Annotated in this window: 21 protein-coding genes; all 21 read right to left on the reverse strand. The window is 67.7% G+C overall.

Annotated features, from left to right (window positions below):
• A partial coding sequence (locus R1H25_RS17345) for an MCP four helix bundle domain-containing protein (protein ID WP_317224190.1) occupies positions 1-1,753 on the reverse strand: 1,753 nt, incomplete at its 3' end.
• Positions 1,754-1,854: 101 nt separating this feature from the next.
• Complete coding sequence (locus R1H25_RS17350; protein ID WP_010482470.1) at positions 1,855-2,238, reverse strand: hypothetical protein; 384 nt, start codon at positions 2,236-2,238, stop codon at positions 1,855-1,857.
• Between the two features lie 136 nt (positions 2,239-2,374).
• Entirely contained in the window at positions 2,375-2,866 is a 492-nt protein-coding gene (locus R1H25_RS17355) for a chemotaxis protein CheW (protein ID WP_049448758.1), read from the reverse strand.
• Positions 2,867-3,068: 202 nt separating this feature from the next.
• A complete protein-coding gene (locus R1H25_RS17360) occupies positions 3,069-3,842 on the reverse strand; it encodes a flagellar brake protein (protein WP_317224200.1) in 774 nt (257 codons plus the stop codon).
• A 204-nt stretch (positions 3,843-4,046) separates the two neighbouring features.
• The gene (locus R1H25_RS17365; protein ID WP_317224191.1) at positions 4,047-6,296 is read right to left on the reverse strand and encodes a methyl-accepting chemotaxis protein; all 2,250 of its coding nucleotides are present in this window, start codon (positions 6,294-6,296) and stop codon (positions 4,047-4,049) included.
• 383 nt (positions 6,297-6,679) lie between these two features.
• Positions 6,680-8,668 carry a chemotaxis protein CheA gene (locus R1H25_RS17370; RefSeq protein WP_241881135.1) on the reverse strand — a complete coding sequence of 663 codons (1,989 nt, stop codon included), beginning with the start codon at positions 8,666-8,668 and terminating at the stop codon, positions 6,680-6,682.
• 45 nt (positions 8,669-8,713) lie between these two features.
• Positions 8,714-9,079, reverse strand: a complete 366-nt coding sequence (locus R1H25_RS17375; protein ID WP_005409521.1) for a response regulator — start codon at positions 9,077-9,079, stop codon at positions 8,714-8,716.
• Positions 9,076-9,384 carry a lipid asymmetry maintenance protein MlaB gene (locus R1H25_RS17380; protein WP_014037092.1) on the reverse strand — a complete coding sequence of 103 codons (309 nt, stop codon included), beginning with the start codon at positions 9,382-9,384 and terminating at the stop codon, positions 9,076-9,078. The genes R1H25_RS17375 and R1H25_RS17380 overlap by 4 nt, the downstream gene beginning before the upstream one ends.
• Before the next feature lie 236 nt (positions 9,385-9,620).
• Entirely contained in the window at positions 9,621-10,847 is a 1,227-nt protein-coding gene (locus R1H25_RS17385; RefSeq protein WP_317224192.1) for a chemotaxis protein CheW, read from the reverse strand.
• On the reverse strand, positions 10,844-11,626 hold the full coding sequence (locus tag R1H25_RS17390) for a ParA family protein (RefSeq protein ID WP_049444855.1): 783 nt from the start codon (positions 11,624-11,626) through the stop codon (positions 10,844-10,846). The genes R1H25_RS17385 and R1H25_RS17390 overlap by 4 nt, the downstream gene beginning before the upstream one ends.
• A gap of 4 nt (positions 11,627-11,630) precedes the next feature.
• Positions 11,631-12,647: a flagellar motor protein MotD gene (motD, locus tag R1H25_RS17395; protein WP_019338561.1), complete on the reverse strand. Its 1,017-nt coding sequence runs from the start codon at positions 12,645-12,647 to the stop codon at positions 11,631-11,633.
• A 1-nt stretch (position 12,648) separates the two neighbouring features.
• Positions 12,649-13,389 carry a flagellar motor protein gene (locus R1H25_RS17400; RefSeq protein WP_049444851.1) on the reverse strand — a complete coding sequence of 247 codons (741 nt, stop codon included), beginning with the start codon at positions 13,387-13,389 and terminating at the stop codon, positions 12,649-12,651.
• A gap of 90 nt (positions 13,390-13,479) precedes the next feature.
• Positions 13,480-15,324, reverse strand: a complete 1,845-nt coding sequence (locus R1H25_RS17405) for a chemotaxis protein CheA (protein WP_317224193.1) — start codon at positions 15,322-15,324, stop codon at positions 13,480-13,482.
• A 2-nt stretch (positions 15,325-15,326) separates the two neighbouring features.
• Positions 15,327-15,932 carry a protein phosphatase CheZ gene (locus R1H25_RS17410; RefSeq protein ID WP_006442968.1) on the reverse strand — a complete coding sequence of 202 codons (606 nt, stop codon included), beginning with the start codon at positions 15,930-15,932 and terminating at the stop codon, positions 15,327-15,329.
• Positions 15,932-16,324 carry a chemotaxis response regulator CheY gene (cheY, locus tag R1H25_RS17415; protein WP_006365466.1) on the reverse strand — a complete coding sequence of 131 codons (393 nt, stop codon included), beginning with the start codon at positions 16,322-16,324 and terminating at the stop codon, positions 15,932-15,934. Before cheY ends, R1H25_RS17410 begins: the two co-directional genes overlap by 1 nt.
• Before the next feature lie 57 nt (positions 16,325-16,381).
• Complete coding sequence (locus R1H25_RS17420; protein WP_049401180.1) at positions 16,382-17,125, reverse strand: RNA polymerase sigma factor FliA; 744 nt, start codon at positions 17,123-17,125, stop codon at positions 16,382-16,384.
• On the reverse strand, positions 17,122-18,009 hold the full coding sequence (locus R1H25_RS17425) for a P-loop NTPase (RefSeq protein WP_010482449.1): 888 nt from the start codon (positions 18,007-18,009) through the stop codon (positions 17,122-17,124). The genes R1H25_RS17420 and R1H25_RS17425 overlap by 4 nt, the downstream gene beginning before the upstream one ends.
• Positions 17,996-19,618 carry a flagellar biosynthesis protein FlhF gene (gene flhF, locus R1H25_RS17430; RefSeq protein WP_317224194.1) on the reverse strand — a complete coding sequence of 541 codons (1,623 nt, stop codon included), beginning with the start codon at positions 19,616-19,618 and terminating at the stop codon, positions 17,996-17,998. Before flhF ends, R1H25_RS17425 begins: the two co-directional genes overlap by 14 nt.
• A gap of 145 nt (positions 19,619-19,763) precedes the next feature.
• The gene (gene flhA / locus R1H25_RS17435; protein ID WP_317224201.1) at positions 19,764-21,824 is read right to left on the reverse strand and encodes a flagellar biosynthesis protein FlhA; all 2,061 of its coding nucleotides are present in this window, start codon (positions 21,822-21,824) and stop codon (positions 19,764-19,766) included.
• 44 nt (positions 21,825-21,868) lie between these two features.
• Positions 21,869-22,999, reverse strand: coding sequence for a flagellar biosynthesis protein FlhB (gene flhB, locus R1H25_RS17440; protein ID WP_005416428.1), 1,131 nt, complete (start codon positions 22,997-22,999; stop codon positions 21,869-21,871).
• Positions 23,000-23,226: 227 nt separating this feature from the next.
• Positions 23,227-25,473, reverse strand: a complete 2,247-nt coding sequence (locus R1H25_RS17445) for a CocE/NonD family hydrolase (protein WP_317224195.1) — start codon at positions 25,471-25,473, stop codon at positions 23,227-23,229.
• Between the last annotated feature and the right edge of the window lie 26 nt (positions 25,474-25,499).

The following is a 25,499-nucleotide window of genomic DNA, read 5'->3' on the forward strand; positions in this document are numbered from 1 at the left end:
CGGCGATCTTCTTCGACGAGGCTTCGATGGCCGACATGGTGGTGACCACCTGGCCAACCACTGCACCACCCTGCGAGGCGACGCCATGCGCGCCGATGGCGAGCTGGTTGGCCTGGCGGGCGTGCTCGGCGTTCTGACGCACGGTGGAGGTCAGTTCCTCCATCGAGGCAGCGGTTTCTTCCAGGTTGGCGGCCTGCTGTTCGGTACGGCGCGACAGGTCGCTGTTGCCCGAGGCGATCTCGCCGGCAGCCGAGCTGATCGCACGGCTGGACTGCTTGATGCGGGTGACGATCTCGCTCAGCTGCGCGGCAGTGGCGTTGGCGTCGTCGCGCATACGGGCGAACACGCCCTGGTAGTCACCATGCATGCGCACGGTCAGGTCGCCCTGCGACAGCGCGGCGAGCAGGCCGGAGATCTGTTCGATGCTGCCGGCGTTGGCATCGAGCAGGCCGTTGATCTGCTGGGCCAGCTGCAGGAAGAAGCCTTCCTTGTCGCTGGCATCGATGCGGCCGGACAGGTCGCCGGCGGCTGCCTGGGCGATCACGCGTGCCACTTCGGCTTCCACCTGTGCTTCCTGGGTGCGGTCGCGCCATTCCACCACGTAGCCGACGGTGTCGCCGCCTTCATTGCGGATGGTCGAGACCACCTGGGCGAACTGGGCGTCGCCGTACTGCATCGGGCGACGGGCCACGCCGTGTGCCTTCAGGTTGCCCAGCAGGGTCTGGTCCATCTCGCCGCGGTGTTCAAGCACGGTGACCGGCTTGCCGATCAGCGAGGCCTGGGCGTCGAAGTCCGGCAGGTCGCGGCGCACCTCGTCCTGGTACTGGTTCAGGGTCTGCTGTAGTGCGCGATTGGTGTAGACGATGGTGTTGCTGGTATCGGTCAGGTACACGCCGGTCGAGCTGTAATCCAGCGCGGTACGGATGCGCAGGTTCTCACGGGCGACGGCCTGGTCGGTTTCGATGCGTTCGCGCAGGTCGCGCTGCATGCGCTGCATGGCCTGCATCAGTTCGCCCACTTCATCCTGGCGGCTGACGTCGATGTGGCCATCGAGCTTGCCGCCGGCAACGTCGTTGGCGACCGACACGGCACCGCGCACGCTGCCGACCAGGGCGCGGGCGAACAGCCAGACCAGCACCAGGCCGAGCGCGGCGCCGCCCAGCAGGGCGATCACGGTCAGCACGGCCGAGGCGGAATACGTGGAGGCGGCCTGTTCGCGCGAGGCGCGGGCGAGGCGGTTGTCTTCGGCGATCAGCGCTTCCAGCGCCGAGGCGGCCTTGCGGTGCTTGGTGCGGGTTTCGCCGACGAAGGTATCGATGGCGTCGTCCGGCAGGTCCAGTTCCAGCATCTCGGTGACGCTGTCATAGGAGGCCAGGGCGTCCTTCCACTCCTTGGCGAAGGTGTCGAACAGCTTCTTCTGCTGCGCGTTGTCGACCAGGGTCGGATACTCCTTGATCGACTTGTCCATGCTCGCGCGCAGCTCGACGCCCTGCTTGCGTGCATCCGCCTTGACGTCGTCGCTGGCGCGGATCAGCTGCTGGTAGGCGGCGTTGCGGTATTCACCCAGCATGCCGCGCATCTCGCCTGCCATGCGGATGCTCTCCATGCGAGAACCCGCCAGCTCGGTGGTGACATTGTTCAGCGAATGCAGGCCGCGATAGGCGACGATGCCCTGCAGCAACATCACCAGCAGGAGGACGCCGAAGGTCAGCAGCAGCTTCGGCATCAGTTTGAGGTTGTTGATCCACGGCATGGGCGTTGCGATCTCCTAAGGCAGACGCGTCCGGGCGTCGGGCCCGGTTGCAGCAGAAACCACGCCGGTACCAGGTCCGGCGTGGTTCGACGGACGGCGGATTACTTGATGTTGGCCAGCTTCAGGCCGGCCGGCGAGCTGACTTCGATTTCCGCGCGCGAGGCGTCGCGCTGGATCTTGCCGATCACGCAGACGGTCTTGCCTTCCAGGGTTTCCAGCGGGAAGGAGAACTTGCCGCGGTTCTCGCCGGCGATGCGCGCCGAGAAGGTGTGGCGCGGGAAGGCGCCGCCCATGTAGAGGAAGGTCGGCTGGCCTTCGGAACCTTCTGCGTAGCGGGCCTTCTCGACCTTGCCGCAGACCATGCCGTCCTTGCCGACCGAGCGCGGTGCCAGTTCCGGCGGGATCATGTCGGCCGACTGGGCAAACGCGGCGGAAGCGGTGGTGGCCAGGACAGCGGCCGAAACGAACGCAAGCAGGGACTTCATCGAGGTGTATCTCCGGGGATGGTGATGGTCGTTCCGGTTCTGCGCGCTCCTGCGCGACCGGCTTCTGTCCCCCTATCGGCACTGCCGGCGGGAACTGAAGGGTTTTGTGACCAGAACGTGAAGCAGGTCCGTTCGATCAGGCAGCGGCGTCTTCGACGATGTTGGCCTGGCCCATGTCGGCGCTGTCCAGCAGGGTCTCGATGTCGAGCAGGATCAGCATGCGGTCGTCCTGCGTGCCGATACCGGAGATGAAGCGGGTATCGACGGCGGCGCCGAATTCCGGGGTCGGGCGGATCTGTTCGGCCGACAGCGGGATCACGTCGGAAACGCTGTCAACGACGATGCCGACCACGCGGTCTTCCACGTTCAGTACGATCATCACGGTGAAGGCGTCATAGCGGGCGTTGTCCAGGCGCAGCTTCAGGCGCAGGTCGATGACCGGGACGATGGTGCCGCGCAGGTTGATCACGCCCTTGATGTAGTCCGGGGCATCCGGCACGCGGGTGACGGCGTCGTAGCCGCGGATTTCCTGCACCTTGAGGATGTCCACGCCGTAGTGCTCGGCACCGAGCGTGAAGCTGAGGAATTCGCCACCGGCGCTGGCGGCGGAGCTGGTCTTGTCGTTCATCGAGGGGTCCTGGTTCTGCCGGAAGTCCCGGTGTCAGGCTCGATATCGGCCTCGCTGTGGGGGACTTTAGGTGCCGGGAAAAGGCATCCACGCATGAGGTGGATCGACCAAGGGGGGTAGTGCCGGCCGCTGGCCGGCAATGGCGGCGTCCACGTTGTTGCCCAGTTACCGGCCGGCGGCCGGCACTACCGGTCGGGCGGCCTTACAGCTCGCCGTTGCGGCGCGCCTTGCGCTGGCGGTCGATGCGGAAGATGTAGCGCTGGATGGCACTGTCGGCGCCACGCGGCAGGATGTCGAAGCGCATGCCCACGCGTTTGATCTCGATGCCGTTGGGTTGGCGCTGCGGCAGCAGGTTGCAGACGACCAGCTCGATCTCCAGGTCCGGGCCATCGGGCAGCGACAGCACCGCCGGGTAGCGCTTCTGCAGGCTGAACGCCGCGCAATCGGTAGGCACGGCCACCGCCAGCCCGCCGCCGCTGATGTCCACCACCCGCATCGACAGCGCTTCGGCGCGGCTCTCGCCGGCAGGGATCAGCAGCTGGGGCGAATCGGTGACCGGGGTCTCCAGCCGGTACATCTCACGCCGTTGCAGATGGACCAGTTCCTCCGGCAGGGCGGCGCGGAAGGCGACGTGACCGTCGTTGTCCACACGCTGCAGTGCCTGCAGGCGGAACCGCACCAGCACGCGTTCGAGCTGGGCGAAGCACAGCAGATGGTCGGCCTGTTCGGCGGCGCGGTTGGACGCTTCCTGCAGGCTGCCATCGAGCAGCAGCGTGTCTTCGTCCTCGTCGAGCTCAAGCAGCGCGGTCGGGAACGAACGGTCGCGGCCGTCGATATGCGCATTGATAAGCGATCGCTGGTCGATCAGCGATCGCAGCAGCTGCCGCAGCTGGCGCGGATTACGGACCAGGAAACGTTCGTCAGCGGCATCAGCCGCGTGGACATCATGCACTGCAGTGTCGTTGCCGTCGGACATGGAATCTACGGTCAAGGGCGGGCGCCACCACGCGTTGGCGCGAGGCTCGATGGGGATATCGGCCACTGTGCCGGATTATGAAGTGAGAATTGCATCACTTTCCATGCGTCCGGGGTCGGATCCCTTTCCCGGAGGAAAGGGATCCTGGCCCCTGGCCCGCCGCGCAGTTGGAATCACGCGATGTGCGGATGCGTTCCGCGTGGGTCAGAACTCCTGCCAGTCGCCGTCTGTGGCCAGTGCTGGCTGTGCTGCCGATGCGCGCAGCGGGCGAGCGGGAGCGGGCCTGGCAGCCGACCCGGCGGCCGCCACCTGGCGCGGCACTGGCGCGGTGGTCAGGCGTGCCGGCGCGACGGTGGCCCCCTGTGACGCCAGCCGGAAGCGTGCCACAGCCTCACCCAGCTGCACGGCCTGGTCTTCCATTGCACGCGCGGCGGCGGTGGCTTCTTCCACCAGTGCGGCGTTCTGCTGGGTGGTTTCGTCCATCTGCACCACGGTCTGGTTGACCTGCTCGATGCCGGCGGACTGTTCCTGCGAGGCGGCGGAGATCTCGGCCATGATGTCGGTCACGCGCTGCACTGAAGCGACGATCTCGCCCATGGTGCTGCCGGCCTGGTGGACCAGGCTGGAGCCTTCGGCGACCTTGCCGACCGAATCATCGATCAGGCCCTTGATCTCCTTGGCCGCGGCGGCCGAGCGCTGGGCGAGGGTACGCACCTCGCTGGCGACCACGGCGAAGCCGCGGCCCTGTTCGCCGGCACGGGCAGCTTCCACCGCAGCGTTCAGCGCCAGGATGTTGGTCTGGAAGGCGATGCCGTCGATGACCGAGATGATCTCGGCGATCTTCTTCGACGAGGCTTCGATTGCCGACATGGTGGTGACCACCTGGCCGACCACTTCGCCACCCTGCGAGGCGACGCCATGCGCGCCGATGGCGAGCTGGTTGGCCTGGCGGGCGTGCTCGGCGTTCTGGCGCACGGTGGAGGTCAGTTCCTCCATCGAGGCAGCGGTTTCTTCCAGGTTGGCGGCCTGCTGTTCGGTACGGCGCGACAGGTCGCTGTTGCCCGAGGCGATCTCGCCGGCGGCCAAGGTGATGCTGCCGGCGCTGGCCTGGATCTGGCCGACGATCTGGGTCAGCTGCGCAACGGTGGTGTTGGCATCGTCACGCATGCGTGCGAACACGCCGTTGAACTGGCCGTCCATGCGTGCGGTCAGATCGCCGGCGGCGATCGACTGCAGCAGCTGCGAGAGCTGGCCGAGGTTGCCGTCGGCCACCTGCATCATGCTGTTCAGCTGCTCGATCATCACGCGGAAGTCGTGATCGAAACGCTGCGCATCACCGCGCTGGCTGAAGTCGCCGGCGGCAGCGGCAGAGGCCAGCTGCTGGATCTGCGTGTTGATGGCCAGCAGGCTGGCCTTGGCCGCATCCATCGACTCGTGCAGGATCGCGCGGCTGCCCGGCAGGCGGCGGGCGTCCGGGGCGAGGTTGCCGGTGGCGTACTGGTTGAGTACTTCAATGGCATCGACGATTGCATCGAGGTGTTCGAAGATCACCGTGTTGATGCCGTTGGCCAGCTGGCCATACACACCCGGGAAATCCTCCGGGATGCGGTGGCTGATGTCCGGCCCAGCGTGCATCTGTGCCATCAACTGGGTCTGCTCGCTGAAGCGGCGCAGCATTGCGGTCATCTCGGCGGTGGCGGCCAGCATCTTGCCGGCTTCGTCCTTGCTGGTGGCCTGGGTGCTGACGCTGAGGTCGCCGCGGGCAACCGCCTGGATGGCATGCACGGCCTTGCCCAGCGGGCCAGTGACGGCGCGCGAGATGACCGTGGCCAGTGCGGCGGCCACCAACGAAAGCAGCACGATGCAGCTGACGATCGCGATCATGCTGGTGCGATGGGTGGCGTTGGCGTCGGCAATCTTGCCGTCCATCTGCCCGGCGATGTGGGTGCCCAGTGCCTTCATTGCAGCGAACAGGTCACGACGCGCCGGGCGTGACTGCTCATCGGAGATCTGCTGGGCCTGCACGCCATCGCCGGCGGCCACCGCTTCGCGCATCGCCTTGTTGGCGGCGAAGTAGCGATCCAGCTGCGTGCTGGCCGCGCGATACAGTTCGCGCTCCTTGTCCAGTGCCGGCAGCGCCGAGTACGCCGCCAATTCGTCATGTACGGCTTTGGCGGTGTCGTCCATGCGCTTGTTGTAGTCGGCGACCTTCTCCGGCTGGTCCAGCATGCTCAGCTGGGCCAGTTCGTAGGTGCGGAACTCACCGAGCTGCGAGCGCGCCTCGCCCAGGTGCTGGACCGAGGGAATATCGTTGCCAGCCATCTCGCGCAACTGCGCGTTGGCTTCGCTCAGGCGCAGCAGTGCGAAGGCGCCGAGGATCAGGGTCATCAAGGTGGTGAGGGTGAACCCCACGGCCAGCTTGCGGGCGATGGGCAGATCTTGGAACCACTTCATGCAGGGTGCTCCAGGTGGGCAGAATGCCGGCGTCTGTGCGCCGGTTCGGGGGTGGTTGCAGAGCGAACGGGGGTGCCCGGTGGGGTTCGGTGACAGCCGTCAAAGCGAAATAGCGGCGCAGTTCGGGTGGACTTTATGGACGCAGATCACATTCGGCTGCGTAGGGATGACGGCGCGAAAGTGCAGGCCTGGCGGGGCTTGTGCTTGAGTGACGTGGTTGCGCGCGAAACCATCGCGTCGACGGAGTTCACGGAATGCGGAGCGCTGTGGGTCGGGGTCGGATCCCTTTGCGCAGGGAAGGAATCCGACCCCTTGGCAGGGCGCACACAAACAAAAACCGCCGCCCCGAAGGGCGGCGGTCCGGTACACGCATGCAGCGTGGATCAGGCGGCCTGTGGCATCCGCAGCGAGCGCACCAGCCCGCCGATATCGACGATCAACGCGACCCGGCCGTCGCCGAGGATGGTGGCACCGGATACTCCGCCGATGCGGCGGTAGTTGTTCTCGATGTTCTTCACCACCACCTGCTGCTGGCCGACCAGCTCGTCCACTTCCAGCGCGATCTTCTGGCCATCGCCTTCCACCACCACCACCAGCGATTCGCTGTTGGCGCGGCGGGTGCCATAACCGTAGTACTCGGTCAGCGACAGGATCGGCAGGTACTCGCCGCGTACGCGCAGTACGCGGCCTTCGCCGGCCATGCTGCGGATGTCCTCGGCCTGCGGCTGCAACGCCTCAAGCACATAGGCCAGCGGCAGGATCAGGGTTTCACCGGCCACCGCCACGGTCATGCCGTCGAGGATGGCCAGGGTCAGCGGCAGGCGTATCAGCGTGCGCGTGCCAGCGCCGAGGCTGCTTTCGATCTGTACCTCGCCACCCAATGCCTGGATGTTGCGGCGGACTACATCCATACCAACGCCACGACCGGACAGGTCCGTGACTGCATCAGCAGTGGAGAAGCCGGGCTGGAAGATCAGGTCCCAGACCTGCGAATCGGTCGGGTTGTCCGGCACCGCCAGGCCGCGTTCGGTGGCCTTGGCCAGGATCTTGGCGCGATCGAGGCCGCGGCCGTCGTCGCTGACTTCGATGACGATGTGACCGCCCTGGTGCGAGGCTGCCAGGGTGATCGTACCGGTCTCGTCCTTGCCTGCACCGCGACGCACATCGGGCATTTCCAGGCCGTGGTCGATCGAGTTGCGCACCAGGTGCACCAGCGGATCGGCGATCTTTTCGATCAGGCCCTTGTCCAGTTCGGTGCCTTCGCCGACGGTGCGCAGGCGGACCTGCTTGCCGAGCCGGCTGGACAGATCGCGGACCAGGCGCGGGAAGCGGCGGAACACTGCATCGACCGGCAGCATGCGCACGCCGATCACTGCTTCCTGCAGGTCGCGGGTATTCCGCTCAAGCTGGTCCAGGCCGGCGAACAGGCTCTCGGCGTGGACCGGGTCCAGTGCGTGCGAGACCTGCTTGAGCATGGCCTGGGTGATGACCAGTTCGCCGACCAGGTTGATCAGCGCATCGACCTTGTCGACGCTGACGCGGATCGAGGTTTCCGCTTCCTGGTTGGCACCGCCGCCGGCGGCTGGCGCGGCAGGTGCCGACGGCGCCGCTGCCACCGGAGCGGGAGCGGCTGCGGCCGGGGCCTGGGTAGCCAGGCTCGGCGGTGCGGCCGGACGGATGTCCAGCTCGCAGTCGTCCAGCACCCAGGCAAAGGTGTCTTCGATCTTGCTGCGCGGCACCTTGCCGACCAGGCCCAGGTCCCACGCCAGGTGGGCCTCCAGCGGGTCGAGCTGGGCGAAGCCGGGCAGGCGTTCCATGCGCGCGGCCACCTGCAGCGAGCCGAGGTGTTCCAGCTCGCGGATGATGCGCAGCGGATCGTTGCCGCTCATGAACAGCGACGGTGCCGGGGTAAAGCCGATCTGCCAGGCTTCCGGCGTATCGTCCACCTTGGCTGCGGCAGCAGCCGGGGCGCTGGGTGCTGCCTGGCCGGAAAGCACCGCTTCCAGGCGCGCCTTCACCGCGACGACCGCGGCGGGATCGGCGGCCTGGCCGTGTTCGGCTTCGCGCAGCAGGGCGCGCAGTACGTCCACCGAGGACAGCATGGCGTCGACGGCGTGGCCTTCCAGGGCCCGCTTGCCGGCGCGCAGCTCATCGAGCAGCGTTTCCAGCACGTGGGTCAGGCCGGCGATGGCATCGAAGCCGAAGGTGCCGGCGCCGCCCTTGATCGAGTGGGCGGCGCGGAACACCGAATTGATGATCTCCGCGTCCTGCTGCCCCGATTCCAGGGCCAGCAGGCCAGCCTCCATCGCGTCGAGGCCTTCGCGGCTCTCCTCGAAGAAGGTGGCGTGGAAGCGTTGCAGGTCCATGCTCATGGCGGTGGTGGTCCGGAAGCGAAGAGGGGGAAGCGGTGCGGGCGATCAGCCCAGCACTTTCTGCACGGTGGCGACCAGCTGTTCCGGATTGAACGGCTTGACCAGCCAACCGGTGGCGCCGGCGGCCTTGCCTTCGGACTTCTTGTCGGCGGCCGATTCGGTGGTCAGCATCAGCAGCGGGGTGAACTTGTAGTCCGGCAGCTGGCGCAGTTCACGGATCAGCGCGATGCCGTCCATGTTCGGCATGTTGACGTCGGTGACCACCGCATTGAAGCGCTGGCCCTTGGCACGACCGAGCGCGACCGCGCCGTCTTCAGCTTCTTCGACGGCAAAACCGGCCGAGGTGAGGGCGAAGGACACCATCTGGCGCATCGACGCCGAATCGTCCACCACCAAGATACGTGCGCTCATGCAGCGTTCTCCACAGATTTCAGGTTGTCATGGGTTACGTCCAGGCCGAGGGCCTGGGTGACGCCCAGCAGGCGCGCGGCGTCACGGAAGGTTGCGGTGCAACCGTGGAAGCCGGTGCCCAGGCCTGCCTCGCGGCGGGCCTGCACGAACGCACACAGCACCTGCACGGCGGCCGTGTGGATGCGGGCGACCTGGCTTGCATCCAGGGTCAGCTCGCCTGCCTGCGCCACCAATGGGGCGAGGCGGTTCTTGAGCTCGGTAGTGCTCTCGATGCCGAGATCCCCACCCAGTTCGACAGTGCTCATCGTTGCTCCGGACAAACGGTTCCGTGATCCATAACGGCACCCCGGTGGGGTTCTTTAGGGGAATCGACGCGGTGCGTCGATGCGGTCGCTGTTGAAAAGGGGACGGAGGGGATTAAGTCGCAATCGACCTGGCTGTGCTGCAGCCGCCCTCGGCAACGGGGTCCCCGACAGGCAACGCGTCGGCGCAAAGCGCCGAGCCACTTGCGACTTAATCCCCTCCGTCCCCTTTTTCCCGCTCAGCTCAACAGCCGGGTGGCATCAAGCAGGATCATCGGGCGCTGGCTGACCCGTGCGACGCCACGGAAGAGGTCGTTGGAGATCTGGCAGATGCGCGCGGTATCCGGCGGCTCAATCTGCGAATCGGTGAGGTTGGCGACGTCTTCCACCGCCGATACGCGCAGGCCGATGGTCTCGCCGTCTTCCTCCAGCACCACGATGCGGGTCTGTGCGTCGTCTTCGGCGGCGGCTGCGCCCAGGTGCAGGCCCAGATCCATCACCGGCACCACCTGGCCGCGCAGGTTCATGATGCCCAGCATGGCTGCGGCGGTACCGCGCAACGGCAGCAGCGGCACGGGCAGCACGACCTCCTGCACCTTCAGCAGTTCCAGTGCATAGGCCTGGGTGCCGCAGCGCAGGCGCAGCCAGCGGGAGGTGCGTTCGCCGGCGCGTCGGTTCTGCGGGTGTGGGCTGCGGGCAGGCTGGTGAGCCTGCGCCTGCAGTTCCTGCCAGGTGCCGGGGCGGTTGCTGGCGGGAGCATCCACTGCCACGCGCGGTGGCGGCGCGGCGGCAGCGCGTGCGGCAGGGGCAGGGCGCGGGGCCGATGACGCAACCGATGCTGCGACCACGGCGGGCGGCGGCGTGGCAACGTCCTCGCCACCGGCGGCGGCCTCGAACGCTGCCTGCAGGCTCGGGCTGTCGGTGTGGGCGAGTCGATGGCTGTCGGCCGTATCGGTCTCGTAGATCACTTCGTCCGGCAGATCGTCCCAGGTCGGTTCCGGGCCTGCCTTGGCGGCGGCCGGAGCAGGGGCCGTCTCGTGGATCACTTCGTCGGGCAGGTCATCCCAGGTCGGTTCGCGCTCGGGGGCGGCGACAGGCAGTGCGGCGGCCTCGAAGGCAGCCTCCAGTGTGGCGTCGTCCTCTGCAGGGACAGCCGCAACAGCCTCCGTTTCGTAGATCACTTCGGCGGGCAGATCGTCCCACGTGGGCTCGCGCTCAGCCGTTGCCGCCGCCTCGAAGGCGTCTTCCAGCGCGGCGTTGTCCACGGCAGGTGCAGCGGCGACGCTCCCTGTTTCGTAGATCACCTCGGCGGGCAGGTCATCCCAGGTCGGCTCGCGTTCCGGTTCCGGTGCGCCGGCCGAAGCCGGGGCGGCACTGTCCGGCGTTGGCAGTACGACGGCTGCCGGGGCGATCGCTTCGCCCAGCAGTTCGTCCAGATAGTCGTCCAGTACGCCGGTGCTGTTCATGCGGCCTGCTCCAGGGCACGGGCGTCCTCGCCGAGAATCCAGTTCAGGGCGCGGCGGTAGGCAGCCAGGCCGCGGCCCGGGTAGTCCTCGCCGACGCTCGGCAGGGTCAGGCCGGCGGCGTTGCTGATGCGGGTATCAATCGGAATCGCGTCTTCCCACACGCGGCTGCCGTGACGATCCTGCATCGTGCGCAGCGACTCGTTGCCGGCGCGGGTACGGCGGTCGAACAGGGTCGGCAGGATCGAGATCGGCAGCGGGCGGCGGCGTGAACGCTCGACCATCTCTCCGGTGCGGACCATGCCATCCAGGCCATGCAGGGCCAGCGGTTCGGCCTGGGTCGGGATGATCAGGCGGTCGGCTGCGGCCAGTGCATTGATCATCAGCAGGCCGAGGGTGGGTGCGCAGTCCAGCAGGATGTAGTCGTGCTGTCCCTGGTGGCGCGCCAGCGCGTTCTGCAGGGCCAGGCCGAGGCCGGGCTGGTTGGCGCTGCGGCGCTCCAGCGTGGCCAGCGCCGACTGTGCGCAGACATAGTCCAGGCCGTGGATGCTGCTGGCATGGCACAGGCTGGAAAGATCGGCCGGCGGGGCGCCGAACAGTTCCAGCACGCCGGCCGGCGGCGGATCCACCGGCACGCCGAAGGCGCGGCTGAGCGAGGCATGCGGATCGAGATCGATCAGCAGCACGCGATGGCCAAGCGCGGCCAGGCCGCGGCCGAGGGCGAGGGTGGTGGTGGTCTTGCCGACTCCGCCCTTCTGGTTGGCGACTGCCCAGATGCGCATCGGATTACTCCTTCATTGCCGGGGGAACGGCGGCGCCGACGCGGCTGCCAGCCGGCACCGGCGGCAACTTCACCGGTGCGATGGGGGAGGTGGGGGCGCTGGCCGGAGTTGCGGCGGCCTGTTCGGTAGCGGTGCTGTCGGTGGCGCCGGTGGCTGCGTTCAGGCGCTGGCCGAGCGGGTCCACCGAATGCGAGGTGTCGGCCAGGATGATGACCATCACCCGGCGGTTGCGGTTGCGTCCCTGCGCGCTGTCGTTCTCTTCGCGCGGGCGGAACTGGCCGTAGCCGACCATCGCCAGCCGCGACGGCTGTACGCCCTGGTCGGCGAACAGGTGCACCACGCTGGCGGCGCGCCCGGCCGACAGTTCCCAGTTCGACGGGAAGGTGGCAGTGGCGATCGGCACGTTGTCGGTGTGGCCTTCCACGCGCACGCTGTTGGGCACGTCGCGCAGCACCTCGGCCAGGCTGGCCAGGGTCTGCCGCGCATGCACGTCCAGCGCGGCCGAGCCGGTGGGGAACAGGATGTCGCTGTTGATCTCGACTTCGATCCACAGCTCGGTGCGGCGCACGCTGATCATGCCGCGGTCGATCAGCGGCGCCAGCGCGGCGGTGAGGCGGTCGGCGATGCTGTTGAGCTGGCGCTCGGCGCGCGCGATCTGTTCCTGGTTGTGCACCGAGACAGGCATGCGCATCTGCGAGGCCATCGACGGCAGCAGGGTCGGGTCGTGCGACGGTGCCGGCGCGGACGGGCCGATCTTGGTGCCGGACTTGATCACCGACGGGCTGTCCCATCCGCCGCCCTGCACCTGCTTGTTGCCCACCTGCACCGGATTGATCGTGCGCGGCGCACCGCCGAAGGCATCGGTGAGGGCGTCGGCCATGATCCGGTACTTGCCTTCGTTGACCGAGGAAATCGCATACATGACCACGAAGAAGGCCAGCAGCAGCGTCATCAGGTCGGCATAGGGGATCGCCCATGCTTCATGGTTGGCGTGCTCTTCGTGGTGCTTGCGGCGGGCCATGTCAGTGCAGGAAGCCGGAGAGGTTGGTTTCGATGTTGCGCGGGTTCTCGCCCTGGGCGATCGAGATCAGGCCTTCGATGACCATCTCGCGGTCGCGCGTGTTGTGCGAGATCACACTCTTGAGCTTGGCCGAGATCGGCAGGAACAGCAGGTTGGCCGACGCGATGCCGTAGATGGTGGCAGTGAACGCTGCGGCGATGCCGTGGCCGAGCTTGCTCGGGTCGGCCAGGTTCTTCATCACTGCGATCAGGCCCAGCACGGCGCCGATGATGCCCAGCGTCGGTGCATAGATGCCCATCGCCTCGAAGACCTTGGCGCCGGCTTGGTCCTGGTGCTCCTGGCTGCCCAGTTCGATTTCCAGCATGTGCCGCATCGATTCGGGCTCAACGCCGTCCACCAGCAGCTGCAGGCCTTTGCGCAGGAACGGGTCCTGCTGCGCTTCCACCTGCGACTCCAGGCCCAGCAGGCCCTGGCGGCGAGCGATGTTGCTCCACTCGACGATCTGCTGGATCAGTTCGCGGCGATCGCTGTGCGGCGGGCGCACGACCCAGCGCACGATCTTGAACGCATGCTTGAACACCGCCGGCGAGGTATGCAGCAGGATCGCGGCGATGGTGCCGACGATGACGATCACGAATGCCGCAGGCGACCACAACGACGCCAGGCCGGCGCCCTTGAGGATGCTGCCACCGACCAGCGAGGCCAGGGCGAGAAAGAGTCCAATGAGGCTGAGTCTATCCATGGATCCGGTATCGGCTTGTATGAATGGGACTTGAGACACCGGTACGGGCTACTGGTGCGACTTCACAGTTTTACGGGTTCAGCAAGTGGCTCAGTCGTGCGGAGTACGCAGGCCGTCCACGTCCAGGATCAAGGCCATGCGACCATCGCCGATCAAGGTTGCACCGGCGTAACCGCGCAGGCCGCGCAGGGCTTTCGGCAGCGGCTTGATGACCACCTCCTCGCGCCCGCGCACCTGGTCCACGACCAGGCCGAAGCGCGCTTCGCCTGCCTGCAGCACCACGATCGTCAGCAGGGTTGACGCGGTGGGCGTCACATCCAGCCACTGGCGCAGATCGACCAGCGGCAGCGTGTGCGAACGGCGGTCGAGCACGGCGCGGCCATCGAACCAGCCCAGCGAGGTACGCGGCGCGTGCAGCACCTCCATCACGCGCGCCAGCGGCAGTGCATACACATCCTCACCGGCCTGCACCAGCAGGGTTGGCAGAATGGCCAGGGTCAGCGGCACGCGGATCATGAACCGGCTGCCACGACCCAGTTCCGACTGGATCTGGATCTGGCCACTCAGTTCGCGGATGCGCGACTGCACCACGTCCATGCCGACGCCACGGCCGGAGATGTCGGTGACCTGCTGCTTGGTCGAGAAGCCGGGCAGGAACACCAGGTGCAGGCACTCCTCGCTGCTCAGGCGGGCAGCGGCTTCCGGATCGATCAGGCCTTTCTCACGCGCCTTCGCGCGCAGCTTCTCCGGGTCGATGCCGGCGCCATCGTCCTGCACCTCGATGCTGACGTAGTCGCCTTCCTGCTGCGCCGACAGGCGTACATGGCCCATCCGCGGCTTGCCTTGTGCTTCGCGCAGGTCGGGCATTTCCACGCCATGATCGATGGCGTTGCGGACCAGATGCACCAGCGGGTCGGCCAGGGCTTCCACCAGATTTCGGTCGAGCTCGGTCTCGGCGCCGATCAGCTCCAGATCCACTTCCTTCTTCAGCGAGCGGGCGACGTCGCGGGCAACCTTGGGGAAGCGCGAGAATACCTTGCCCACCGGCTGCATGCGGGTACGCATCACCGCCGACTGCAGGCGTGCGGTGGCGATGTCCAGGGTGGACACGGCGCGGTCCAGCTCCTCATCGCGCAGGCGTGCGCGCAGGGTCTTGAGCCGATTGCGTGACAGCACCAGTTCGCCGATCAGGTTGACGATCGCGTCCAGGCGCTTGGTGTCCACGCGCACGGTGTGTTCGGCCTCGGCCAGCGGCTTGGCGGCCGGCTTGGCGGCCGGTGCCGGTGCGGCCGCCGGGCGCGGGGCTGCCACCGGCGTCGGTGCCACGGCGGCAGCAGGCTTGGCACCCGGTGCGGCGCCACCGTGCAGCTGGTCCAGCAGGGCTTCGAACTCGTCTTCGCTGATCAGTCCGTCGTCGGTTTTTTTTGCCGGCGAGACGGCGGTCGGTGCATTGCCGCCGTGAAGCTGGTCGAGCAGGGCCTCGAACTCGTCGTCGGTGATCAGGTCGCTGCCGCCCGCGGCGGGCGCTGCTGCGGCGGCGGGAGCAGCCACGGCACCACCGTGCACGTCGAACTGGGCGATCAGATCCGGCGGCGCATAGCCCGGCTCGGTACCGGACGACACCGCGTCCAGCATCGACTGCAGGTAGTCCAGTGATTGCTGGGCCGCATCGAAGTGGTGGGCCTGCAGCACGGCCTGCCCGGCGCGCGCGGCGCCCAGCGCTTCTTCAGCGGCGTGGCACAGCTCGACCATGGCGGTCACGCCGAGGAAGCCGGCGCCGCCCTTCAGCGTGTGATAGCCGCGGAACACCGCGTTGAGCTGATCGCTGTCCTGCGGTGCCTGCTCCAGCGACACCAGCTGTTCGCCCAGGCGATCCAGGATTTCCTGGGCCTCGATGATGAAATCGGCAGTGATGTCGTCGGATACCGCGCTCATGCTTACAGCCCCAGATCCGACAACAGGTCGTCGGCGTCGTTCTGCGAGACCGCGTGGCGGTCCAGTCCCTTCAGTGCCGGCCCGGCCAGTTCCGGATCGGTGCGATGCTGTTCCGGCGGCAGGCCGAGTGCGCCAAAGCCCTCGTGCACGCGGCGGACGATGCCGACCACGCGACGGATGATCTGCCCGGTCAGGTCCTGGTAGCTCTGGGTCAGGGCGATCTCGGTCAGGTTGTGGCGGATGCGCTCGAGCTGCGCGTCCTGGCCAGGCTGCAGGCCTTCGGCGCGCAGCTGTTCGGTCAGGCTGCGGCATTCCTCGGCCAGGTCCAGGGTGCGGTGCGTGGCCTGTTCGGTCATCGCCACCACGTGGTCCAGGCGCGCGCAGGCATCGTCCAGTTCGCCGGCTTCGCTGGGCACGGTCGGCAGTTCACCCAGCGCCTGTCCCAGTTCGCGGGCCAGCCGCGAGAGGCCGCTCATCATCGGCTGCGTGCGCAGCGCGACCAGTCCGTCGATGCGCTGCCGCCAGGCGGCCTCGTCACCGGACTCCAGTGCGTCCAGGGCTTCCTGCAGGCGCAGGGCGAGGGCGTTCTTGTCGACTGTGGTATCCATCAGGCGCTGGCCGCCAGGCGTTCGAAGATCTTGCCGAGCTTCTCTTCCAGCGTCTGTGCGGTGAACGGCTTGATGATGTAGCCGTTCACGCCGCTCTGGGCGGCTTCGATGATCTGCTCGCGCTTGGCTTCTGCGGTGACCATCAGCACCGGCAGGGTCTTCAGCTTGGCATCGGCACGGATCGCCTTGAGCAGCTCGATGCCGGTCATCACCGGCATGTTCCAGTCAGTCACCACGAAATCGAACGGCTGGCTCTGCAGCAGCGACAGCGCAGCATGCCCGTCCTCGGCTTCGGCGGTGTTGGTGAAGCCCAGGTCGCCCAGCAGGTTCTTGACGATTCGACGCATGGTCGAGAAGTCGTCGACGATCAGGATGCGCATGTTCTTGTTCAAAGCAGAATTCCTTTGTTGTTCATTCCGGACGGCCGGGGGCAGCCGCCTCGGGGATGTTCATTCTTCGAGGCCGGCGTCGGCAGCCTCGAACAGCTTCAGCCGGCCACGCAGGCGCAGTACCGCCTGGCCGTGGATCTGGCAGACCCGCGACTCGCTCACGCCGAGCACCGCGCCGATCTCCTTCAGGTTCAGTTCCTGCTCGTAGTACAGCGAGAGCACCAGCTGTTCGCGCTCAGGCAGGTGGCCGATGGCCTTGCCCAGTTCGCGGCCGAACTCGCCGCGCTCCAGCACCTGCTGCGGGGTCGGGCCACCCTGGGCGACGGTGTCCAGCTCGCCCTGGTCTTCGATGCGCGATTCAAGGCTCAGCACCTGGCCACGGGCGGCGTCTTCCATCAGCCGCAGGTACTCGGGCAGCGGCATCTCCATCGCGGCGGCCACTTCGGTGGCGCTGGCGGCACGGCCACTGCTCTGTTCCAGGCGGCGGATGGTCGCGGCGGCATCACGTGCACGGCGGTGCACCGAGCGCGGCACCCAGTCGCCACGGCGGATCTCGTCGATCATCGAACCGCGGATGCGGATCGATGCGTACGTCTCGAACGAAGCACCCTGGTCAGCGTCATAGCTGCGCGAGGCTTCGATCAGCCCCATCATGCCGGCCTGGATCAGGTCGTCGACCTCGACGCTCGCCGGCAGGCGTGCGGCCAGGTGGTGGGCGATGCGCCGCACCAGGTCCGAGTGCTGGGCGATCACCTCGTTGGCCGCCGAGCGCTGGACTTCCCTGTACTGGGCTGCGCCTTTCATGCGGCCACCCCTCGCTGCTTGAGAATGCGCTCGAGGAAGAACTCAACGCCGCCGCGCGGTTCGGTCGGTGCCTGCCAGCGTGCGGTACGGCGCGCGATCTCGGTGATCGCCAGTGCTGCAGGACTGGACGGGTAGGCCTTCACCACCGGCTGCTGGCGCTGCACCGACAGGCGCAGCCAGTCATCCTGCGGCACGCAGCCCAGGTAGTTCAGCGAGACATCGGCAAGGAACTTCTCGCAGACGCGGGTCAGCTTTTCATACAGCACGCGGCCCTCGTTCGGGTCGCGCACCATGTTGGCTACCACCTGGATGCGGTCCACGCCGCGCTCGCGCGACAGCACCTTGATCAGCGCATAGGCGTCGGTGATCGACGCCGGTTCGTCACAGACCACCACCACGGTGTCCTGCGCGGCCTGGCAGAAGGTCAGCACGCCATCGGTGATGCCGGCGGCAGTGTCCACCACCATGATGTCCAGTTCGCGTTCCAGCTCGGAGAACACGTTGACCAGGCCGACGTGCTCGGCCGGGGCCAGTTCGGCCATGTGGCGGCGGCCAGATGCGGCCGGTACCACCAGCACGCCGTTCGGGCCTTCGACGATGACGTCATCCAGCGTGCAGCGGCCGGCGACTAGGTCGGCCAGGGTAAAGGTGGGGTTCAGCCCCAGGATCACGTCGATGTTGGCCAGGCCGAGGTCGGCGTCCAGCAGCAGGGTGCGCTTGCCCATGCCGGCCAGCGCCACGGCCAGGTTGGCCGAAACGTTGGTCTTGCCCACTCCGCCCTTGCCGCCAGTGACGGCAATGGTGCGCACAGGGCCGAGCGGCTCGCTGCGGGTGGCCGACAGCGGGAAGGTCTTGGTCAGCTTGGCGTACTCACGCGACGGCATGGTTCAACTCCGGGTTGCAGGGCATATCGGCCGCGCGGCGCAAATCTTCAAGGCGAAGTACGAGATTGGCTGCACTGGCCCGGTGCAGGTCCTCCGGAACGTCCTGGCCATCGGTCACCCAGGTGATCGGCAGGGCGTGGTCCACGGCCACCGACAGGGCATTGCCGAAGCGGCCGGTCTCGTCCAGCTTGCTCAGCACCAGGCCCTGCAGGTTGGCCGCGCCGAAGCGGCGGACCACCTCGTCCATGTCGCCGAAACTGGTGTTGGCCGGCAGCACCAGCAGGGTGCGCACCTGGCGGGCGGCGCGCAGCCACTGCAGCTGGGCGGCCAGCGCGCGGTCGCGCGGGCCCAGGCCGGCGGTGTCGATCAGCACCAGCTTGTAGTCCTTCAGGCGTTCCAGCAGCTGGTCCAGATCGGTACCGCTGTTGGCCTCGTGCACCGCGATGCCGAGCTGGCGGCCGTAGCCGTACAGCTGCTCGCGGGCGCCGATGCGGGTGGTGTCGGTGGTGACCAGGGCGACGTCACGCGGCGCGTGCTTCTCGGCGAAGCGCGAGGCCAGCTTGGCGATGGTGGTGGTCTTGCCGGCGCCGGTCGGGCCGACCAGGGCGATCACGCCGCCTTCTTCCAGCGGGTCGACCGGGGCGATCGGCAGCTTGCGCGAAATCAGCCCCAGCATCAGGCCGCGGCCACGGTGGGCCTCGGTCTCCAGCGGGATCTGCATGGCCACGTCGCGGGCCAGGCCGGCGTCGAAGCCGTACTCGTCCATCAGGTCCAGCGCAGTGGCGCGCACCGGGCAGCCGCGCAGGCGCTCGTCGGTGAAGCGGTTCATCTCGCGCTCGATCACCTGGCGCATGCCGGCCACTTCCTGGCGCAGCTGGCGGATCTCGGCGTCGTCCTGGGCAACCACGGTCAGCGTCGGTGCCGGGGCCAGTACCGATGCCGGGCTGGTTTCGTCATTGGCTTCAGCCGGTGCCGGTTCGCTGGCGGTGATCCCGGGCTGCACATCAGCCACAGCAGCGGTCGGCAGCGGTGGCGGCTGCACAGCCGGTGCCGAGCTTTCGTGATGCGCCTCGTGCGGCGGGTCGATCTGGAAACGGGCGCGGTTGGCCGGCGTGGCGCTGCCGGGTGCCGGTGCGACGATGGCTTCGGCGAACGGAGCGAAAATCTGTTCGGGCAGCGCCGGTTCGTTGACGGCGGCACGCGCCAGGGTGGCGGCGAAGCCGGTGCTGCCACGGGTCGGCACGATCTCGTCGGCACTGTCCAGGGTGCGGCCAGTGGCGCCGACCGCGGCGCGGGCGAGGGCGGCCACGGCCGAGGTGGTGGCGGCGACCGGTTCCGGCGCCGGGGTGCTGCTGCGGCGGCGGGTGACGGCGGCGATCACCGCGTCGGCGGCGGTGCGCGGCCTGGGCGCCGGTGGCGGAGCGATGTCACGACGCGAGGCTTCCAGTGCACGCTGCACGGCGCTCTCATCGTAGTTGGCGGCGGCGACGATCTCGATGCCTTCCTCGATCCGGCGGTTGGACAGGATCACGGCGTCAGGACCATGTTCCTTGCGCACCAGGTTCATGGCCGAGCGCATGTCGGCGGCGACGAATCGTTTGATTTTCATGCTGTGGTCACGGGACGAAGACGGCGGGGTGGCGGTCGGAGAACTCGGGTGGTCGGTGGTCTGCACGGTGCGGGTTCCCCTTGGTATCTGTCTGTTGCGTTGGTTCGAAAGTGGTGTCTGTTTTCTGGCGCATCGGAGGGCGGCGTCAGCTGATCGTTCCGACCAGCTTCAGGCGCTTGTCCTCCGGCACCTCGCTGTAGGCCAGGACCGACAGCGACGGAACGCTGTGGCGGACCAGGCGCGCCAGCGCGGCGCGCACCGGGCCAGGTACCAGCACGACCGCGGGCTCGTTGCGGGCTTCCTGCTTGCTGACACATTCGGCCAGGCTCTGGTGCAGTCGCTCAGCGAGTCCGGGTTCCAGCGCGGCGCCGTTGCCCTGCGTGGACTCCTGCAAGACACGTTCCAATTGCGGGTTGAGGGTGAACACCGGCAGCTCCGCCGACATTCCGGCGATCTCCTGCACGATGAAGCGGCCCAGCGCGGTGCGCACGGCGGCGGTCAGCACGGCCGGGTCCTGGCTGTTCGGAGCGTGTTCGACCAGTGCTTCGGCGATCTTGCGCAGCTGGCGGATCGGAATGCGCTCGACCAGCAGGTTCTGCAGCACGCGCACCACCGCCGACAGCGGCAGCGCCTTCGGCGTCAGATCTTCGACGAGCTTGGGCGCGCTCTTGGCCAGGTTGGCCAGCAGGTGCTGCACTTCCTCGTGGCCAAGCAGTTCCGGCGCGTGCTCGCGGATCAGGTGCGAGAGGTGGGTGGCAACCACGGTCGCCGGATCGACCACGGTGTAGCCCAGCGTTTCAGCCTGGGCGCGCTGGTGCGGCTGGATCCAGGTGGCATCCAGCCCAAACGCGGGGTCCTTGCCGGCGATGCCTTCCAGCGCGCCGAGGGCGCTGCCCGGGTCCAGCGCCAGCTCGCGGTCGGGATGGATCTCGGCGGTGGCCACCGGCACGCCGTGCACCAGCACGCGGTAGCCGTTGGCCGGAAGTTCCAGATTGTCGCGGATGTGCACCGACGGAATCAGGAAGCCGACGTCCTGGGTCAGCTTGCGGCGCACGCCCTTGATGCGCGCCATCAGCTCGCCACCCTGGTTGCTGTCCACCAGCGGGATCAGCCGGTAGCCGACCTCCAGGCCCAGCGGATCGACCGGACGCAGCTCGTCCCAGCTCAGTTCCGCGGTCGGCGCAGGTGCCGCCGGGCGGCCCAGTGCGTTGAGTGCAGCAGCGTCATTGCCGGCGGCTGCCGGATCGGTGACCGCGGCCTTGCCCTTGCGGTAGACCTTCCAGGCGATGAAGCCGAGGATCGCGGCCAGCGTCAGGAAAGCGACGTTGGGCATGCCCGGCACCAGGCCGACCACGCCGATGATGCCGGCGGTGATCGCCAGCGCGCGGTACTGGCCGAACACCTGGCCGGTCATGGCCTGGGCCATGTCCTGCGAGCGCGAGGCGCGGGTGACCAGCATCGCCACCGCGCTGGAGACCAGCAGTGCAGGCAGCTGCGCCACCAGGCCGTCACCGATCGACAGCAGAGTGTAGGTAGCCGCGGCATCGCCGAACGGCATGCCATGCTGCAGCACGCCCACGGCCAGGCCGCCGAGCATGTTGATGAACAGGATCAGGATGCCGGCGATGGCGTCGCCGCGGATGAACTTGCTGGCACCGTCCATTGCGCCGTAGAAGTCGGCTTCCTCGCGGACTTCCTCGCGGCGCAGCTTGGCTTCTTCACGCGTCAGCAAACCGGCGTTGAGGTCGGCGTCGATCGCCATCTGCTTGCCGGGCATCGCGTCCAGGATGAAGCGCGCTGTCACTTCCGAGACGCGGCCGGCGCCCTTGGTGATCACCACGAAGTTGATGATGGTGAGGATCGCGAACACCACGATGCCCACCGCGTAGTTGCCGCCGATCACGAATTCGCCGAAGGCGGCGATGACCTTGCCCGCGGCGTCGTGGCCGTTCTGGCCGTTCAGCAGGATGACGCGGGTGGAGGCCACGTTCAGCGCCAGCCGCAGCATGGTGGTGATCAGCAGCACGATCGGGAAGATGGTGAAGTCCAGCGGGCGCTTCACGTAGACCACCGCCAGCAGCACCATCAGCGAGATGGCGATGTTGAAGGTGAACAGCGCATCGAGCACCGGCGCGGCCAGCGGCACCACGACCATGGCCAGCAGGGCCAGCACGATCAGCGGCGCGCCAAGGCCCTGGCGGATCATTTCCAGGGCGCGGCGGGTGTTGAAACCGGTCGAGGGCTGGGCGCTCACGGGCGGCCTCCCTTGCCGAATTCATCCACCTGGATGTGCGGAGCGTCCGGCATCGGACCAGTGCGCCAGGCGCGCAGCTGGTAGACGTAGGACAGGACCTGGGCGACGGCCGAATACAGTCTCACGGGGATTTCCTTTCCGAGTTGGCCTTCCCGATACAAGGCGCGTGCCAAAGGCGGGGCGGAGACGATCGCCACCTTGTTGCCGTCGGCCACTTCACGGATGCGCAGGGCGGTCTCGTCCACGCCCAGCGCGACCACGGTGGGGGCGTTCATGGCGCCACCCTCGTACTTCAGGGCCACCGCGTAGTGGGTGGGGTTGACCACCACCACGTCGGCCGTGGGCACGGCTTCCATCATCCGGCGGTTGGCCATCTGCTGCTGCAGCTGGCGGATGCGGCCCTTCACCTCCGGGCTGCCCTCGCTTTCCTTCATTTCCCGGCGCAGTTCTTCACGGGTCATCTTCAGCTTGCGCATCCAGTTCCAGCGCTGGTACGGCGCGTCGATGGCTGCCAGCACCAGCATGGCGCCGGCGGTGGCCAGCAGCAGGCGCAGGGTGAAGCCGAGGCCGTCGGTGATGGCAGTCTCCAGCGGGTGGTGGATGAGCCCGCGCAGGGTGTCGAAGCCGGTCCATACCACCAGCCCGGCGGCGACGCCGACGAAGGCCACGCGCAGCAGCGACTTGGTGAACTCGGCAATGGCCTCGGGGCCGTACAGGCGCTTGAGCCCGCTCATCGGATTCATGCGGTTGATGTCGGGCAGCAACGCCTTCTGCGACCAGCGCAGGCCGCCCATCACCAGCGGTGCGACGAAACTGGCCAGCAGGCAGACCAGCACCAGCGGCGCGATCACCAGCATGAACTGCAGCAGCAGGTCGCCGAAGTGGCCGAACAGTTCCTTCGGGTTCTGCCGCAGGCTCTGCTCGGGGCTGAGCGCCTGCTTCATCCAGGCCGTGGCGCCACGGCCGATCGAGCCGCTCATGGCCATGACCGCCAGCACGCCGGCGCCGAACACGGCGGCGGTGCCGAGTTCGCGCGAGCGCGGCAGGTTGCCCTGTTCACGGGCGTCGCGCAGGCGTTTTTCGGTAGGCTGTTCGGTCTTTTCGCCGGCGGATTCGTTCTCGGACATCACAGGCACTGCGGCAGGGGATGCCGGGGTGCGTGCAAGAACCGTTCCACGCGTGGCGTGGATCTACCGACGGCCCGTTTTGTAGAGCCGAGCCCATGCTCGGCTGCGGCTGGGTCCAGGCGCGAAGCGCTGCCGAGCACGGGCTCGGCTCTACAGGAGGGTGCCGCAGGAATCGTTCCGTGATGGCGGGCGGTGGCACGGGTAACGCCGGGTCGTGCCCGGCGCAATCATCCGCCCGGCGTCACCGGCTGCAGCGGAATTGTCAGCACGCTGTCGCTGTGCCACTCCACGTGCAGGGGAGCACCGGCATCTGCAACGGTCTCATCGCTGACATCGCGGCCGGTGCCGTGGTTGACCTGATGCATGGCGTCCTTCAGCACGTCCACCTTCACCAGCAGGCGGCTGCCTGCAGCCAGGCGGCGGGCGACCATGCGCGTCCGGTCGAACGGCAGGTGGGTCCATTGGCCGGGCTGCAGCAATTGGCGCGTGCTCGGGTCACGCACGTGGCTGGCCCGGCCCATGTAGTAGGACAGCTGCATGCGGCGGCCATCGGCCATCAGCTCGTACAGGGTGACGGTGAAATCGAAATCCCGCTTGTTGAGGCGGACCTTCAGGTCACCAGAGAAGCTTCCCACCAGGTCCATCGGTGCAATGAACGGTTCGGAGACGAAGGCCAGCGCGGTGTCCGCTTCGTCCTGTGCCGCGACGATCGGGAACGGGTAGTAGCCGTGGCGCATTTCGTTGCGGTCGGCCAGGTCCACGGTCTGCCGTAGCTGTCCAGGGGCTGGCGGCTGTTCCAGCAGGCGGTGGTAGCCATCGGATGATGCCTGATCGGCGGAGAGGTGGTAGCGGCGGTGAGCGCCCGCAGCCGCCTCCAGCGTTGCCGCATGCCCCCACGTGTTGGCGCCCATCAGCTGGTAATTCACCCGGTCGGGCACCAGCGGCGGACGCGGGGCGCCGCGCAGCACATGGTCCAACCACTGGAAGGTGACTGACGGGGTGTCGAACTGCGCGGCAGGGTCGACCGCGTAATCGCGCAGCTCCATGGGTTTGAGCGCCGACTGCGCACCGCGGTGGTCGTAGGGACCGATCAGCAGGGCGTGGTCGGCATCGGGGCGGTGCCTGAGGTGCTCCTTGAAGTACTGCAGTGCCGAGATCTGGCCGTCGTCGTAGTAGCCGGTGATGGTCAGCACCGGGATGCGGATGTCGTCGAACTGGTCGCCAGAGGGAACCATCGACTGCCAGTAAGCGTCGTACGCCGGGTGATCGAGCCAGCGTTGCAGCCAGGGGTTGGCCGTGCCGTCGACCTGGTCGATCTGCCGGTAGGGACGGCCGGAAACATACCAGCGACGCGGCAGCTGCGACCAGCGCTCGTCCTGGTCGTAGGTGTCGTTGTCCAGCATCGGGCCATTGGCCACATAGAACGCCCAGCCATAGTTGGCACTCAGGAACACGTTGTTCTCCATCGGCAGGCCCTGGCCGGGGATGGCGGCAACGTAGGGCACGATGGTCTTCAATGCGGGATGGTGATGGCGCGCTGCTGCCCAGGCGGTAAAGCCCTCGTAGCTGCCGCCATACATGGCGACCCGGCCATCGCTCCATGGCTGGTGGCTGATCCAGTCGATGGCCGCGTTGGCGTCCTCGCCGTCATGTTCGTAGGGCGCGATGGTGCCGGTGCCCCGGCCTTTGCCGCGCGCATCGACCACGATGCCGGCGTAGCCATGCGCGGCGGCCAGCAGCATCTTCTGCCGGTTCTTCGGTGGATCGGTGTAGATGGTGAACAGCATGGCTGCAGGTAGTGGCGCAGTGGCAGCGCGTGGCCGTGCCAACTGGGCCGACAGCACCACGTCGCCGCCTGCGGGAATGCGCAGGGTGTCGTCGATGACGAAGCGACGCTGCTCTTCTGCGGCAACCAATGCCGGGGCCATTGCGGCGGCCAGGGTCTGTGCACGCAGTACTGCCCGCAGGCGCAGAAGTTCCAGGGCGACGGCCGCGGATACGGTCGCGGCACCTGCCTGCGCCGCGATGGCCTGCTCCAGCTGGGCGCGTACCCGGGCCGGCTCAGCCGAGAGCGCGGCCTCGGCCTGCACCGCGGCGACGTCGTCGAGGGCAGCGAAGGTGCTGTGGAAGGCACGCGCATAAGCGGCGTTGTCCCGCTCGCCGGCGGTGGCGAGCAGCAGCATGGGCACCCAGCGCTGCACCGCCGCGGTATCACCGTCGCTTGCCAGCGATGCCCGCGCCTGCTGGATCGATTGCCGCGCTTCGGCCGTCTGGCCTGTCGCGAGCAACGCGTGGCCGCGCTGTGCATCGGTCAGGCCGGGGGACTCCAGCACGCCCTTGCCCAGGGCCTGCAGGGCAGCGTCGACCTGGGCCGGGGACGCATCGGCTGGCAATGACCACGGCAGATCAGCGGCGGCAGCGTGGCCAACAGCAAGGGCCAGCAACAAGCCTGCAAGGGTGGTGCGTAGGGCCACGGGCGCTTCCTTGGATGATGGTGGAA

The organism is Stenotrophomonas veracruzanensis, from assembly GCF_032911525.1.
In the GTDB taxonomy this organism is placed as follows: domain Bacteria; phylum Pseudomonadota; class Gammaproteobacteria; order Xanthomonadales; family Xanthomonadaceae; genus Stenotrophomonas; species Stenotrophomonas africana.